The organism is Geodermatophilus sp. DF01-2, assembly GCF_004571065.1.
Taxonomy (GTDB): Bacteria; Actinomycetota; Actinomycetes; order Mycobacteriales; family Geodermatophilaceae; genus Geodermatophilus.
Genome location: NZ_SPQN01000098.1, coordinates 1 through 13,744, shown reverse-complemented (window position 1 = coordinate 13,744; position 13,744 = coordinate 1). Strand labels below are relative to the sequence as shown.

Sequence of the window (13,744 nt, the reverse complement as noted above, 5' to 3'; positions counted from 1 at the left end):
TGCCCGCGTAGCGGTCGGTGAGGAACCACAGCGCGCCACCCACCAGCACGGCCAGGACGAGCCCGAGCACACCGAGACCCACGAGCACCCGGCGCAGCGCGCCGTGGCGCCCCGGCAGCACCGGGTCACGGCGCAGCGCCGCCTCGATCCGGGCCAGCGACTCGGCCTTCGACGCCGGCCGCCGCTCGACGGGGGCCGGGGCGAGCTCCTCCACCTCGGCGACGAAGCGCTCGGTGGTGAAGAAGCCCATGACCCCACCGGTGCGGACCCGGCGGATGCCGACGATCCGGACGGACGAGCCGTACTTCTCCCGCGCGGCGGCGATGGCGCCCTCGCGGGTGGCGGCCTCAACGGACGGCAACGGCACCGTTCACCACTCCCAGCGACTCGATCTGGGCCGTGCGGGAGACCTCCGCATAGGAGATCACCGGCAGGCGGGGGAGGATCTGACGCATCAGGCGGGACAGCGCGGCCCGGACCTGCGGCGAGCACACCAGCACCGGGGCCAGGCCCAGCCGCTCCGCGTCGGTCAGCAGGCCGCTGCACCCGTTGACCAGGGCGTCGACCGTGCCGGCGTCCAGGGCGAGGACCTGTCCGCCCTCGCTCGGCCGCACGGCCTCGAGCAGACGCTGCTCGAACGCCGGGTCGAGGGTCATCACGTGCAGCCGCTCGTCGGGCGTGACGTAGGGATGGCTGATCGCCGCCCCGAGCGCCGCCCGGACGGCCTCGACCAGGCCGTCGACGTCCGTGGACACCTTCGCCCGCACCGACAGCGCCTCGAAGATGCGCACCAGGTCGCGGATGGAGACGTTCTCGGCGAGCAGCGCGTGCAGCACCCGCTGGATCTCGCCGAGGGTGAGGAGCGTCGGGGTGAGCTCCTCGACGACGATCGGGTGGGTGCGGCGCACCATCTCGACCAGCACCCGCACGTCCTCCCGGCCGAGCAGGTCGGCGGCGTTCTGCCGGACGACCTCGGCCAGGTGCGTGGTGATGACCGAGGAGCGGTCGACGACGGTCGCGCCGGCCATCTCCGCCTGCCGCTGCAGCTCGACCGGCACCCACTTGGCGGGCAGGCCGAACACCGGCTCGCGGGTGGCCCGGCCGGGCAGCCCGTCGAGCGCGTCACCGATCGCGAGCACGGTGCCGGCCGGCGAGGTGCCCTTGGCGGCCGGCACGCCGTTGAGCCAGATGACGTACTGGGAGGCCGGCAGGTCGAGGTTGTCGCGGGTGCGTACCAGCGGGATCACCAGGCCGGTCTCCATGGCGACCTTCCGGCGCAGCGCCTTGACCCGGTCGAGCAGGTCGCCGCCGCGGGAGGCATCGACCAGGTCGACCAGGTCGAAGGCCACCTCGAGCTCGAGCGGGTCGACCCGCATCTTCTCGGCGATCGCCTCGGGGGAGTCGGGTCTGGGTTCGTCGTCCGCGGGGGTCTGCGTCTCGGCGTCGTCCTCGGACGACGTCTCCTGCAGGCGCGAGGCCATGAGCAGGAAGACCCCGCCGATGACGAGGAACGGCAGCTTGGGCAGGCCGGGGATCAGGCACAGCGCGAGCGAGGCACCGCCGGCGATCCGCACCGGCTGCTTGAACCGGCCGAGCTGGGCGAGCAGGTCCGAGCCCATGTCCCCGTCGGAGGCCGAGCGGGTGACGATGATGCCGGTCGCGGTGGACAGCAGCAGCGCGGGGATCTGGGAGACCAGGCCGTCGCCGACGGTCAGCAGCGAGTAGGTGGAGACGGCGTCGGCCGGGGCCATGCCCAGCTGCAGAACGCCGATGGCCATCCCGCCGATGAGGTTGATCAGCGTGATGATGATGGCGGCGATCGCGTCACCCTTGACGAACTTCGAGGCGCCGTCCATCGAGCCGTAGAAGTCGGCCTCGGCGGTGACCTCGTGCCGTCGCCTGCGGGCCTGCGCCTCGTTGATCAGGCCGGCGTTCAGATCGGCGTCGATCGCCATCTGCTTGCCGGGCATCGCGTCGAGGGTGAACCGGGCGCCGACCTCGGCGACGCGGCCGGCACCGTTGGTGATGACGACGAACTGGATGATCGTCAGGATCACGAAGATCACCAGGCCGACGATCAGCGAGCCGCCGATCACGAAGTGCCCGAAGGCCTCGATGACCTTGCCGGCGTAGCCGTCGGTCAGCACCAGCCGCGTCGAGGAGACGTTGAGCGCCAGCCGGAACAGCGTCGCGATGAGGATCAGCGACGGGAAGACCGCGAAGTCCAGCGGCCGCTTGATCTGCATGGCGACCAGCAGGATCAGCAGCGACGCGGTGATGTTCAGGCCGAGCAGCAGGTCCAGCACCGCTGCCGGCAGCGGCACGACCAGCATGAGGACGATGGCCACCACGCCGATCGGGACGGCGGCCTTCGTCAGCTTCTGCACGGACCACTCATCGGCACCCGCCGCGGGGCGTCGCACCGGGACGGGATCGAGCGACTCACGCGTCACTCCCGTCCCGCGCTCCGCGGCTCGACGGACGGCCGTCGGCCGGCGGTCAGCCCGCGACGACGACGCGGACGCCGACCTTCTCGTAGGTGTCCTTGGCCCGGGAGTCACGCGTCGCCAGAACGGCCTCGTGTTCGATCGCGGCCAGCGCCACCAGCGCGTCGTAGACGGCGCCACCGGCGAGCTCGAGCCGACCCAGCACGCCGGGGAGGTCCCGAGTCGTCTCGGGGGCGAGCGTCAGGGGTGGTGCGAAGCGCTGCTCGAGGAGACGGGCCGCATCTGCCGGCTCCAGCCGCAGGTCGCCGGGGAGCCGGGTGAGCACCGAGTACGTCTCGGCCACCGCGTGCCCGCACAGAGCGGTCCGCCGCCCGGCCCACCAGTCGACCACGGTGGCGTGCGCGGTGTGTGTTCGGACCAGCAGGGGGACCGCGACGCTGGTGTCCAGCGCCAGAGGCGCCGTCACCGCCGCCCGTCGTCCAGCAGGCCGAAGACGGTCTCGTCGTCGATCGTGGTCTCGCCGGTGACCACCAGGACGCCGTCCTCCTCGACCACCCGGGCGGTACGACTGGTGGGCGTCAGGTGCAGCCCGGCGCCGTAGCGGGAGATCTCCACGGTCGAACCCGGCCGCAGGCCGAGCACGTCACGCAGCGGTTTGGGCACGACGATGCGCCCGACGGAGTCGACGACGGCCTTCATGGGAAGAAGCTACCAGCTGTCTCCCAGTCTGCCCGGTCATCGCCGCCGGCCGGCCCGCGGCAGCCCCTCGACGTCGGGGGCGGCGAAGCCGGGCCGGTGGAAGCCGCCGCGCACCCCGCGCGCGTTCAGCTGCATCACGAAGGCCAGCACCCGGGCCACGGCGGTGAACAGCTGGGCGGGGACCTCCTGGCCGAGCTCGCAGGACGAGTGCAGCGCCCGGGCCAGCGGGACGTCCTGCACCAGCGGAACCCGCGCCTCCTCCGCGCGCTCGCGGAGCGTGGCGGCGACCTCGTCGGCGCCCTTGGCGACCACCCGGGGAGCGCCGCGGTCGGCCTCGTACTTCAGCGCGACCGCGACGTGGGTGGGGTTGACCAGCAGGACGTCGGCGGTGGCGACCTCGCTCATCATCCGGTTGCGCGACATCGCCATCTGGGTGGCCCGGCGCTGGGCCTTCATGTGCGGGTCGCCCTCGGACTGCTTGTGCTCCTGCTCGATCTCGTACCTGGTCATCTTGAGCTGCTTCATGATCTGCCGGCGGACGACGACGTAGTCGGCGACCGCAATCACCAGGCCGGTGACCGCCACGACGCGGAACATGAGGACGGCGGAGTCGGCGAAGGCGCTGGTGACCGCCGAGAGCGGCAGCGCGCCGGACGCCGAGACCAGCTCCTGCGCACGGTCGCTGGTGACCACGACGACGGTGCCCAGCGCCACGGTCTTGATGACGGCCTTGGTCGCCTCCCAGATCCCGTGGCCGCCGAACATCCGCTTCATCCCGGGGAAGGGGTTGAGCTTCTTGAGCGTCGGCTGCATCGGCTTGCCGCTGACCGCGACACCGCCCTGGGCCGCCGAGGCCGCGACGCCGACCACCAGGAGGGCCAGCGCCATCGGCAGCACCGTGGTGAGGAAGGTGATCAGCGCCTCGGCGAAGAGGGCCGACACCACGCCGGCCTCCGGGCGCTGCACCACCACGCCGACCTGCACGAACATCCGGCCGACCCCGTCGAAGGCGTTGCCGACCACCATCGGCAGCAGCACGCTGGCCGCCGCGGCACCGGCCCAGGTGCCGAGCTCCTGCGTCCGTGGGATCTGGCCGTCCTTGCGCGCCTTCTTCAGGCGCTGGGGAGTCGGCTTCTCGGTCTTCTCGCCGCCCGGCCCGTCCTTGGCCATCAGGCACCCTCTCGGTCAGGGCGGGCCCGCAGCGTGTGCGCCCACGCCCGGTTCCAGGCCCCGGAACCGGGCGTGGGCGCACACGCGTAGCGGTCCATCACCCGCTCCGCAGCGAGACCATCGCGCGGACGGCGTGCTCGAGCAGCGCGTCGAGGGCCGGGGGCAGGAGGGGGAAGGTCAGGCCGAGCAGCGCCAGCGTCAGCATGATCTTCACGGGGAACCCGAACGCGAAGATGTTCAGCGCGGGCGCGGCGCGGGACAGCAGCGCCAGGGCGACGTCGGCGAGCAGCAGCACCGCCACCATCGGCCCGGCGATCTGCAGCGCCGCCAGAAACATCATCGACAGGGCGGTGATGAGCACCTGGCCGAGCTGCTCGGTCGGCACCGACCCGCCCACCGGCAGCCCCTCGTAGGAGGTGGCGAAGCCGCGCACGATCAGCAGGTGACCGCCGCTGGTGAACAGCAGCGTGGTCGCGAGCAGGTAGTGCAGCCGGCCGATGGAGGAGCTGGTGGTCATCGACAGCGGGTCGTAGGCCGGCTGGAGCGAGAAGCCGCCGGTCAGGTCGATGAGGTCACCGGCGTACTGGACGGCGGCGAACAGCACGTGGACGACGAAGCCCAGAGCGGCGCCGATGATCACCTCGGTGACGGCGCCGACCACGAGGAACCCGGTCGTGGGCTCGGGCAGGTCCGGGGCGATGCGGGTCATCAGCGCGACCGACAGGGCCAGCGCCAGCGCGCCCTTCACCGGGGCGGGGATGCTGCGCGAGTTGAACGGCGGCGCCAGCAGGACGAAGCCGGCAGCCCGTGCGGTGCCGAGCAGCAGCGCCGCCAGGGTGCCCGCCGGGACCTCGAGGTCCACGGTCGCTACGTCCGGTCGAGCAGCCGGGGCAGCACGTCGAACAGGCCCTGGGTGAAGCTGACCAGCTCGGAGAGCACCCAGTTGCCCGTGACGAGCAACGCGATGGCGACCGCGATCATCTTCGGCACGAAGGACAGCGTCGGTTCCTGGATCTGGGTCGCCGCCTGGAACAGCGAGATGAGGAACCCGACCAGCAGCGCGGTCAGCAGCACCGGTGCGGCGACCTTGGCGGCGACCAGCATGGTGGCGACGGCGATCTCGGTGACGTCGGCGTCGCTCATCCGTACGATCCCACCAAGGCCGTCGTGATCAGCGCCCAGCCGTCGACGACGACGAACAGCAGCAGCTTGAACGGCAGCGACACGATCACCGGCGGGACCATCATCATGCCCATCGCCATGAGCGCGGCGCTGACCAGCATGTCCAGCACCAGGAACGGGATGAACACGACCAGCCCGATGATGAAGGCGCTCTTGAGCTCGGAGAGCACGAACGCCGGGATCAGCGTGGTCATGCTGACCGCCGCCGCGTCGGTCGGTGCCTCCTCGCCGGAGAGCCCGATCATGAGCGCGAGCTCGTCCTCGCGGGTGTTGGCGAGCAGGAACTCCCGGAGCGGGACGACGCCGACGTCGTAGGCCTGCGACACCGTCATGGCGCCGTTCAGGTACGGCTGGACGGCGACCTCGTTGATGTCGGAGAACACCGGGCCCATGACGAACAGGGTCAGGAACAGGGCGATGCCGGTGAGCACGGTGTTCGGCGGCGACATCTGCATGCCCAGCGCGTTCCGGGTCAGCGACAGCACCACGATGATCTTGGTGAACGAGGTGGTCAGCAGCAGCACCGCCGGGGCGACCGAGAGCACGGTGATCGCCAGGATCAGCGTGATCGAGGTGCTCGGGCTGCCGCCGCCGATCGAGATCTCCACACCGCCGCCGACGGCCGGATCCACCGGGGCGGTCGGGGCCGTCGGCTCGGTCGGCGCGGTCGGGGCCGCGGACGCCGGGCCGGCCAGCAGCGCGAGCGCCAGGCCGAGCAGCGCCGCGAGCAGCAGGACCAGCCCCACACGCCGGGCCACCGGGACGCCCCGGGCGGGAGCGGGGGAGGAGGTCATCAGCGGCGGACCGTCCGCTCGCGCAGCTGCGCCACGAACGCCGTCCAGCCGGTGCGGTCGAACACCGAGCCGGCGAGCACACCGGGGGCACCGGCCGGGACGGGCTGCGCGAAGGCCGCCCGCCGCTCGGCGATCGCCTCCTCGACGACGTCGCCGTCCACCTCGGCGAGCAGAGTGACCTGCTCCTCGGTGGAGCCGACGACGAGCACCCGCCCGGCGATGCGGACGACGCTGACGCTGCTGGCCCGGCCCATGCGCTGCCGGGCGACGACCTCGATCAGCCCGCTGCCCTGGCCGATGCCGCGCTTGTGCGCGACCCGGGCGGCGAACCACAGCACCGCGGCGATGAATGCCAGCGAGAGCACCAGCCGGATGATCATCCACGTCATGGGGTCACCTCGCCGGCGCTCGGCGACCGCATGACGTCCGTCGCTCTGCTCATGGCGGAGCTCGCAAGCTCGCTCACGCTCGCTGGACCCCGATCTCGGAGGCCGCGTCGGTGACGATCTCGCTGATCCGCAGCCCGAAGTCCTCGTCGACGACGACGACCTCACCGCGGGCGATCAGCGTGCCGTTGACCAGCAGGTCGGCGGGGGCGCTGGCGGCGCGGTCGAGCTCGATCACCTCCCCGGGGTGCAGCGAGAGCAGCTCGCCGACGGTCATCCGGGTGCGGCCGATCTCGACGGTGACCTCCATGGCCACGTGCCGCAGCAGGTCCAGGCTGCCGCGCTGGGTGCGCGCCTGGGGCAGCGTCACCTGCAGGGCGAAGACCGCCTCGACGGTGCCGCCGGCACCCATCAGCGGAACGGCGACGAACATGCCCTTGTCGCGCAGGCCGTCCATGGCGGCGTCGGGGTCCTCGGTGCGCTCGGCGTCGACGCGGACCCGGCCCAGCGTGGCGGCGGCGGCCTCGAGGGCCGGGCGCAGCGCGGCGGCGACGTCCATCGGGCCGACGGGGGAGTTGGCGAGCGCGTCGACGACCTCGGCGGAGACCACCAGGACGACGTCCCCGGTGACCTCGCCGGAGAGCCTCGCTGCGACCGCGGCGGCGGCCGTGGCCGGCGCGAGGACGGCGTCCGGGTCGCTGACCGGGGCGCCGGGGACGAGCTCCGCCGTCGCCGGCACCAGCGCGGCCGCGGCGCGGGCGGCGGAGGCCACGACGGCGATCACGGTCTCGGAGGCCTGCGAGTGCTCCACGGTGGCGGTCATGCGGTGTCCTTCTGGGCTGGGTTCTGGGTGGCGGCCGGGGTGGGGACGATGGCCGCGGCGAGCCGGCGGCGGTGGTTGCTGGCGATCGCGTAGGCGAAGGTCACGTCGTTGGTGGTGACCTCGAGCGGGGCGTCCTGCGGGTGGCGCAGCAGCAGGACGTCGCCGACGGCGAGGGAGAGCAGGTCCTCGGAGGAGACGTCCAGCGGGGTGAACCGCACACCGACGTCGACCGGCACCTGGGTGAGCCGCTCGCTGAGCGCCTCGAAGGCGCGGCGGCGCTTGGCCTGGGCCGACTCCGACAGCTGCGGTGAGGCGGCGTTGCTCAGCGAGGCCTGGAAGGAGGAGAAGGGCAGCACCAGGGTGGCCTCGCCGTTGCGGGCCCCGATCCCGATGGTGAACGAGGCCACCATGACGGTGTCCGAGCCGGCCGCGGCCTGGGCCAGCTGCGGGTTGTACTCGAGCTCGGACAGCTCGGGCTGCAGCCGGACGATGTGCGCGAAGGAGGCGGTGAACTCCGTCAGCAGGCGGCCGAGCAGGTGGTTGGTGATCGCCGTCTCCATCACCGTCATCGGCCGGTCCGGCTGGTCGGCGGCGCCGGAGCCGCCGAGCATGTGGTCGACGGCGGCCATCGCGATGTCCAGCGGGTAGGCCAGCACGCCCTTCCCCGCCAGCGGCTCCAGCGTGAACGTCGCGATGAAGCACGGGTCGGGCAGCGCGGCGACGTAGTCGTCGTAGGAGTGCTGCTCGATGCCGAGCAGCTCCAGCCGTGCGCCGGCGCGCAGCATCGTGGTCAGGACGGTCGTCGCCTGCCGGGCGAACGCCTCCTGGGCGATGTGGAGCACGCGGACGTGCTCGCGGGAGAGCTTGGTCGGCCGGCGGAAGTCGTAGGTGCGGGGCTCGCCGCGCCGGCTGCGCCCGGTGGGGGCGGGTCCGTTCTCGGGGCGGGTCACGTTCCCGTCATCGGCGGGGGACGACGCCGCCCTGACCGGCGGGAACGAGGACTGCCGGTCAGGGCGTACGGGTGTGACGGGTGGTGCGAGAGGGGCTTCGGGGAACGCCGGCGCCGGGCCGGCCCGCGATGATGTGCGCCGAGGCCCGGTTCTGGAGCCCGGAACCGGGCCTCAGCGCACTTCGTCGACCCGGGTCACTGGGTGACGTACTCCGTCAGGTAGATCCCCATGACCATCTGCGTGCCGTGCTCGGTGTAGGCCTCGATGATCTTCTGCTCGAGGGATTCCTTGAGGGCGTCCCGCGCACCGGTGACGTCGGCCGGCTGGGCCTGGGAATAGGTGGAGATCAGCAGGTCCAGGGCCTTCGCCCCGTCGACGGAGGCGCCTCCGTGCCCACCCCCGGCGGCGTCCGCGGTGATCTCCAGGGTGATGCCGATCTTCAGGTAGCCACCGCCGGCGAGGTTGACCGCGATCGGCTCCAGCGCGACGTACCCGCCGTGCTCGGGGGCCGCGGCCTCGGCCTCGCTGCTGCCGGCGAACAGGAAGAAGTACGCCGCGCCGGCGAGAGCGAGTACCGCCGCGAGCCCGACGACCAGCAGCTTCTTCCTGCCGCCGTCCGTGGCCTCGTCGTCCTCGGGGGTCTCGGCCTTTCTCTTCTTGTCAGCCATCGGTGCCTTCCTGGGGGTTGCCGGCGTCCAGGCCGGGGAGCAGGTCGTTGGCCTCGGCGGAGGCGGTGGACATGACGACGACGTCGACGCGGCGGTTAACGCTGATCGCGTCGGGATCGGTGGGTGCGATGAGCGGCTCGGTGTCGGAGTAGCCGTTGGCGACCATCCGGTCCTGCGGGACGCCGCCGGTGGCCAGGTATCGGACGACGGTCGTCGCGCGGTAGGCCGAGAGCTCCCAGTTCGACGGCCACATCCCCCCGGGGGTGACCGGCAGGTGGTTGGCGTGGCCCTCGACGCCCAGGGCGTTGGGCAGGTCGCGGAGCGTGGGCGCGATCGCGTCGAGGATCTGCCGGCCCTCGGGCCGCAGCACGGCCTGCTCGGCGTCGAAGAGCACCTGGTCGGCCACGATGTGGACGACCAGCCCGCGCTCGTCGATCTCGTAGCGGGCGGCACCGGCGTACCCGGCGGCGGTGAGCGCCGCCTCGATCCGTTCCCGGATCGCGGTCAGGTCCTCGTACTGCGCCTGCGCCTCGGTGGCGATCTGCTGGGCTCGGGCGAGGGCGGCCTGTGCGGCCGCCGCGTCGACCTCGGCCTGCTCGACGGTCTGCTCCGGCGCGATGGCCGAGGCGATGTCGATCGCGCCGGGGAGCCCCTCCAGCACGGCCCCCTCCGGAGAGGGCGCCGGCGTCACGCTGATCGGGCCGCCGAAGCTCTCGGAGAGGCCGCTGGCCAGTGCGGCGAACTTCGCCTTGTCCACCTGACTCATCGCGTACAGCACGATGAACAGGACCAGGAGCAGCGTCATCATGTCCGCGTAGGACACCATCCACCGCTCGTGGTTCTCGTGCTCCTCCTCCTCGTGCTTCTTGCCTCGGCGCCGGCTGCCGTGGCCGCCGGCACTCACCGTGCCGCCCCGGGCGAACTCGCGAGCTCGTTCACGATTCCCACGGACGAGCTCGCCGGCTCGCTCATGCGGCCTCCTTGGCGACCTCACTGGGCGGGACGAGGGAGGTGAGCTTCTGCCGGACCGCGCGCGGGCTGGTGCCGGCCTGGATCTCGGTGATGCCTTCGACCAGCAGCTCCATCTGGGCGGCCTGCAGCTCGCTGACCCTCGTGATCTTGGCGCCCATCGGCAGGAACCAGAAGTTCGCGGCCATGACGCCCCACAGCGTGGCCACGAACGCCGCGGCGATCATCGGGCCCAGCGACTCGGGGTCGTTGAGGTTGCCCATCACGTTGATCAGGCCGACGATGCAGCCGACGATGCCGATGGTCGGGGCGTAACCGCCCATGGTGTTGAAGAACTTGGCGGCGACCTTGTCCTCGGCCTTCTTGGCCGCGATCTCGCCCTCCAGGACGCCGCGCAGCTCCTCGGGGTCGGTGCCGTCGATGCCCATCTGCAGGCCGCGCTTGAGGAACGGGTCCTCGATCTGCTTCACCTGGGCCTCCAGGGCGAGCAGGCCCTCCTTGCGGGCCTTCTCCGCGAGGCCGACCAGGGTCTTGATCTGGTCGCCGGCCGGCGGCACCTTGGCCGGGAGCAGCGCCAGCTTGAACCAGGCGGGCAGCTTCTTGAGGTCGGCCGTCGTCTGGCCGGACAGCGTCGCGCCGAACGTGGCGACGATGACGAGGATGATCGCGGGGAGGAAGAGCAGCGACGTCGGGTCGGCGCCCTCGAGCACCATGAAGAGGATGAGGGCGACGAACGAGACGACGAACCCGATCAGGGTGGCCGGATCCATGGGTCAGCGCTCCTCGCGGGCCGGGAAGGGGACGACCGAGGCGCGGGTGCCGGGCGCGGGGGCGTCGTCCTCCTTCGAGGAGGACGGCGAGCGGTAGGTGCCGCGGTCCATCTCGTAGGCGGTGGCGAGGATGCTCGCGCGGTACTCCCGGATCTCCACCAGCACCTGGTCGACGCTCTCCGAGACGACGTACTTGGTGCCGTCCACGAGGAACACGACGGTGTCGGGGTGGCCCTCGACCCGCTCGACGAGGTCGGGGTTGAGCGCGAACCGCTCTCCGTTCAGGCGCGTCACACGGATCACGGGGGGTCCTCTTGCTCGGTCGGGAGGGCATGACGGCGGCTGTTCGAGGAGCCGCCGGTCTGCAGGTGTCATCGGCGTGGCGCGGGCACGGCTTGAGCCGAACGGCGGCATGGCGGCTCACCCCGTGGGGTGAGCCGCCACCGCGGGCAGGAAGGACGGCGGGGGCAACCCCGCCGAGCCCGGTCGGCGATGACGTGACGAGCCGCCCGATCTCATGACGGCGGCCCGGCCCCCCGCCGAAGGGGACCGGGCCGCACGGCCTCCCTCCAGGGGCCCGCCACGGGCTTGCGAGTGGTGGGGAGGAGGGAGCTGAAGGACCCGCCTGTAGGGCCCCCCGTCGCTCGCGAGCTCGCGGCGGGGCCCTACAGGTGGGCCGACGAACTAGCGCTTGAGGTTGACCAGGTCCTGCAGGATCTCGTCGGAGCTGGTGATGACGCGGCTGTTGGCCTGGAACCCGCGCTGGGCCACGATCAGGCCGGTGAACTCCTCGGCCAGGTCGACGTTGGACATCTCCAGCGCGCCGGCGATAAGGCTGCCACGGCCACCGGCCCCGGGCTCGCCGATCGCCGGCTGCCCGGAGTTGTCGCCCACCCGGTAGGAGCTGTTGCCGGCCTTGGCCAGGCCGCCGGGGTTGGCGAAGGTGGCCAGGGCCAGCTTGCCGATCGGCTCGCGCAGGTTGTTGGAGTAGACGCCCATGACGGTGCCGTCGCCGCTGAGCGAGATGGACTGCAGGCTGCCCATGGCGTTGCCGTCGATCCGCGCGGGTGCCAGCGAGGACGGGCCACCGAACTGGCGCATGTCGGCGAGGTCGATCGTGATGTCGGCGGGCCAGACGCCGCTGCTCGGACCGAACGTGAAGGTCTGGCCGGTCAGCGGCCGGCCCTCCTGGCCCGGTGCCGTGTCGAAGGTGATCGTGTTCGTCTGCGTCCCGCCGGCAGCGTCGGTGGTGACGACGTCCCACGTGTTGTCGCCCGTCTTGCTGAACGCGAGGGTGAGCTGCTGCGCGGTGCCCATGGCGTCGTACACGGTGATCTGGGTCTGCACGCCGGTGCCGGTGGCCGCGGAGCTCGACAGGTTGCCGACCACCGCGCCGGTCGTCGTCCGCGTCGGCTGCATGACCTGGCCGAAGGGGACGGTCAGCGTCTCGATGGCCCCGTTGGTGTCGACGACGCCGTCCTCGGCCATCCAGCCCTGCAGCAGGGCTCCGTCCGGGGTGACCAGGTTCCCCACGGCGTCGTAGTTGAACGACCCGGCACGGGTGTAGACCTGCTCGTTGCCGGCGCGGGTCACGAAGAAGCCGTCACCACTGATCATGAAGTCGGTCGACCGGCCGGTGTTCTGGGCCGCGCCCTGCTCGAAGCTGGTGGTGATGCCGGCGACCTTGACCCCCAGCCCGACCTGTGCCGGGTTGGTGCCACCGGCCTCGGCCGACGGCGCGGAGCCGTTGCGCACGACCTGGGACAGCGTGTCCTCGAAGACGGTCTGGCTTGCCTTGTAGCCGACCGTGTTGACGTTGGCGATGTTGTTGCCGGTGACGTCGAGCTTGGTCTGGTGGGCGCGAAGGCCGGAGATCGCGGAGTTCATGGAACGCAGCACGGGGGGCTCCTCGGGAGTCGGGGGGAAAGGGGTCGGGGCGTGTCAGCGCGAAGTGGGCAGCGAGACCTCGGTCAGCCGGCCGAGCGGGACGTCGACGCCGTCGACGACCGCCGTCGGCTCGTCGCCGGTGATCCGCACCGAGCCGACCGTGCCGGTCACGGTCGCGCCCTCCTCGTCGGTGTAGCTGACGGTCTGGCCGACGAGGGCGCCGGCGCTCAGCGACCGCTGCAGCGCCACCATCGCGGCGTTCTGCGCGGCGATCTCCTCCAGCTTCTCCACCTGGGTGAACGTCGCGGTCTGCGACATGAACTCGGTGGTGCTGGTCGGGCTGTTCGGGTCCTGGTAACGCATCTGGGCGACCAGCAGCTGCAGGAACACGTCCTTGCCCATCTGGTCGCTGCGGGTCACGGTGCTGGTGGCGGTCGAGGTGGCGGTACCGCCCACCCCACCGACGGCATCGGGCATCGGTCGATCGCTCCTCTCAGACCCGGACGTCCAGGCCGGACGACGGGATGGCGGTACTGACGGGAACGGGCCGGCCCGCGTCGGCGTCGGTGGCGTGCAGCCACGGCCGGTGGCGGCCGTCGGGCTGCCCGTGCTGCCCGGTGCGGTCGCCGGTGGCGTGCTGCTGCGCCGAGGACCAGCCGCCCCCGGCGTCCCGGTCGACCGAAGCGCTGGTGCAGGTCAGGCCGGCGCTCTGCAGGTCCCGGCGCAGGTCGGGCAGGGCCTCGAGCAGCGCCGTCCGGCCGGCCTCGGTGGCGCCGCGCAACGTGAGGTCGACCGAGCCCTGGCTCAGGGTCACCTGCACCTCGACCGGCCCCAGGGTCTCCGGGGTGAGCACCACGGTCATCGTGTGCGTGCCGTCCGGGCCGGTGCGGAGGACGGCGACGTGCTGCGCGACCTGCGTGCCGACCGGCGGCGCCGGGGTCGACGGAGCCGCCGAGGCGGCCGGCTGCGGACCGGCCGCTGCCGGTGCCGTCGGCGAGA

Annotated in this window: 17 protein-coding genes and 1 pseudogene; all 18 read right to left on the bottom strand. The window is 72.1% G+C overall.

All coding sequences use genetic code 11. The features are described 5' to 3' along the window. Positions 1 to 367, bottom strand: a pseudogene (locus tag E4P41_RS19100) (hypothetical protein); the annotation flags it as partial. Next, positions 348 to 2,387 carry a flagellar biosynthesis protein FlhA gene (flhA, locus tag E4P41_RS19095; RefSeq protein WP_135142825.1) on the bottom strand — a complete coding sequence of 680 codons (2,040 nt, stop codon included), beginning with the start codon at positions 2,385 to 2,387 and terminating at the stop codon, positions 348 to 350. The pseudogene E4P41_RS19100 and the gene flhA, both read right to left, overlap by 20 nt. A gap of 112 nt (positions 2,388 to 2,499) precedes the next feature. Then, positions 2,500 to 2,913 (bottom strand): type II toxin-antitoxin system VapC family toxin, encoded by a 414-nt coding sequence (locus E4P41_RS19090; RefSeq protein ID WP_135142824.1) that lies wholly within the window; start codon positions 2,911 to 2,913, stop codon positions 2,500 to 2,502. After that, positions 2,910 to 3,146 (bottom strand): AbrB/MazE/SpoVT family DNA-binding domain-containing protein, encoded by a 237-nt coding sequence (locus E4P41_RS19085; protein WP_135142823.1) that lies wholly within the window; start codon positions 3,144 to 3,146, stop codon positions 2,910 to 2,912. The genes E4P41_RS19090 and E4P41_RS19085 overlap by 4 nt, the downstream gene beginning before the upstream one ends. 36 nt (positions 3,147 to 3,182) lie before the next feature. After that, positions 3,183 to 4,316 (bottom strand): EscU/YscU/HrcU family type III secretion system export apparatus switch protein, encoded by a 1,134-nt coding sequence (locus tag E4P41_RS19080; RefSeq protein WP_135142822.1) that lies wholly within the window; start codon positions 4,314 to 4,316, stop codon positions 3,183 to 3,185. A gap of 97 nt (positions 4,317 to 4,413) precedes the next feature. Then, positions 4,414 to 5,178: a flagellar biosynthetic protein FliR gene (gene fliR / locus E4P41_RS19075; RefSeq protein ID WP_135142821.1), complete on the bottom strand. Its 765-nt coding sequence runs from the start codon at positions 5,176 to 5,178 to the stop codon at positions 4,414 to 4,416. Between the two features lie 5 nt (positions 5,179 to 5,183). Continuing rightward, complete coding sequence (gene fliQ, locus E4P41_RS19070; RefSeq protein WP_135142820.1) at positions 5,184 to 5,459, bottom strand: flagellar biosynthesis protein FliQ; 276 nt, start codon at positions 5,457 to 5,459, stop codon at positions 5,184 to 5,186. Beyond that, complete coding sequence (fliP, locus tag E4P41_RS19065) at positions 5,456 to 6,292, bottom strand: flagellar type III secretion system pore protein FliP (protein ID WP_135142819.1); 837 nt, start codon at positions 6,290 to 6,292, stop codon at positions 5,456 to 5,458. The genes fliQ and fliP overlap by 4 nt, the downstream gene beginning before the upstream one ends. After that, positions 6,292 to 6,681, bottom strand: a complete 390-nt coding sequence (fliO, locus tag E4P41_RS19060) for a flagellar biosynthetic protein FliO (protein ID WP_135142818.1) — start codon at positions 6,679 to 6,681, stop codon at positions 6,292 to 6,294. The genes fliP and fliO overlap by 1 nt, the downstream gene beginning before the upstream one ends. Before the next feature lie 73 nt (positions 6,682 to 6,754). Continuing rightward, positions 6,755 to 7,501, bottom strand: coding sequence for a flagellar motor switch protein FliN (fliN, locus tag E4P41_RS19055; protein ID WP_135142817.1), 747 nt, complete (start codon positions 7,499 to 7,501; stop codon positions 6,755 to 6,757). Further along, entirely contained in the window at positions 7,498 to 8,451 is a 954-nt protein-coding gene (locus tag E4P41_RS19050; RefSeq protein ID WP_135142816.1) for a flagellar motor switch protein FliM, read from the bottom strand. Before E4P41_RS19050 ends, fliN begins: the two co-directional genes overlap by 4 nt. Before the next feature lie 194 nt (positions 8,452 to 8,645). Then, the gene (locus E4P41_RS19045; RefSeq protein WP_135142815.1) at positions 8,646 to 9,119 is read right to left on the bottom strand and encodes a flagellar basal body-associated FliL family protein; all 474 of its coding nucleotides are present in this window, start codon (positions 9,117 to 9,119) and stop codon (positions 8,646 to 8,648) included. Further along, the gene (locus E4P41_RS19040; RefSeq protein WP_135142814.1) at positions 9,112 to 10,023 is read right to left on the bottom strand and encodes a flagellar motor protein MotB; all 912 of its coding nucleotides are present in this window, start codon (positions 10,021 to 10,023) and stop codon (positions 9,112 to 9,114) included. The genes E4P41_RS19045 and E4P41_RS19040 overlap by 8 nt, the downstream gene beginning before the upstream one ends. A gap of 64 nt (positions 10,024 to 10,087) precedes the next feature. Further along, positions 10,088 to 10,858 (bottom strand): flagellar motor protein, encoded by a 771-nt coding sequence (locus E4P41_RS19035; protein ID WP_135142813.1) that lies wholly within the window; start codon positions 10,856 to 10,858, stop codon positions 10,088 to 10,090. Between the two features lie 3 nt (positions 10,859 to 10,861). After that, positions 10,862 to 11,161 (bottom strand): flagellar FlbD family protein, encoded by a 300-nt coding sequence (locus E4P41_RS19030; RefSeq protein WP_135142812.1) that lies wholly within the window; start codon positions 11,159 to 11,161, stop codon positions 10,862 to 10,864. A 381-nt stretch (positions 11,162 to 11,542) separates the two neighbouring features. Further along, the gene (locus E4P41_RS19025) at positions 11,543 to 12,757 is read right to left on the bottom strand and encodes a flagellar hook protein FlgE (RefSeq protein ID WP_135142811.1); all 1,215 of its coding nucleotides are present in this window, start codon (positions 12,755 to 12,757) and stop codon (positions 11,543 to 11,545) included. 42 nt (positions 12,758 to 12,799) lie between these two features. Beyond that, positions 12,800 to 13,222, bottom strand: coding sequence for a flagellar hook capping FlgD N-terminal domain-containing protein (locus tag E4P41_RS19020; RefSeq protein WP_135142810.1), 423 nt, complete (start codon positions 13,220 to 13,222; stop codon positions 12,800 to 12,802). Between the two features lie 16 nt (positions 13,223 to 13,238). After that, positions 13,239 to 13,744 (bottom strand): flagellar hook-length control protein FliK (locus E4P41_RS19015; protein ID WP_135142809.1); only part of this gene is annotated, 506 nt, incomplete at its 5' end.

Excerpts from the sequence above, each read along its gene's own strand:
- E4P41_RS19085 (WP_135142823.1), bottom strand. The coding sequence starts at position 3,146 with ATGAAGGCCGTCGTCGACTCCGTCGGGCGCATCGTCGTGCCCAAACCG.
- E4P41_RS19080 (WP_135142822.1), bottom strand. The coding sequence starts at position 4,316 with ATGGCCAAGGACGGGCCGGGCGGCGAGAAGACCGAGAAGCCGACTCCC.
- fliQ (WP_135142820.1), bottom strand. The coding sequence starts at position 5,459 with ATGAGCGACGCCGACGTCACCGAGATCGCCGTCGCCACCATGCTGGTC.
- fliP (WP_135142819.1), bottom strand. The coding sequence starts at position 6,292 with ATGACCTCCTCCCCCGCTCCCGCCCGGGGCGTCCCGGTGGCCCGGCGT.
- fliO (WP_135142818.1), bottom strand. The coding sequence starts at position 6,681 with ATGACGTGGATGATCATCCGGCTGGTGCTCTCGCTGGCATTCATCGCC.
- fliN (WP_135142817.1), bottom strand. The coding sequence starts at position 7,501 with ATGACCGCCACCGTGGAGCACTCGCAGGCCTCCGAGACCGTGATCGCC.
- E4P41_RS19045 (WP_135142815.1), bottom strand. The coding sequence starts at position 9,119 with ATGGCTGACAAGAAGAGAAAGGCCGAGACCCCCGAGGACGACGAGGCC.
- E4P41_RS19035 (WP_135142813.1), bottom strand. The coding sequence starts at position 10,858 with ATGGATCCGGCCACCCTGATCGGGTTCGTCGTCTCGTTCGTCGCCCTC.
- E4P41_RS19020 (WP_135142810.1), bottom strand. The coding sequence starts at position 13,222 with ATGCCCGATGCCGTCGGTGGGGTGGGCGGTACCGCCACCTCGACCGCC.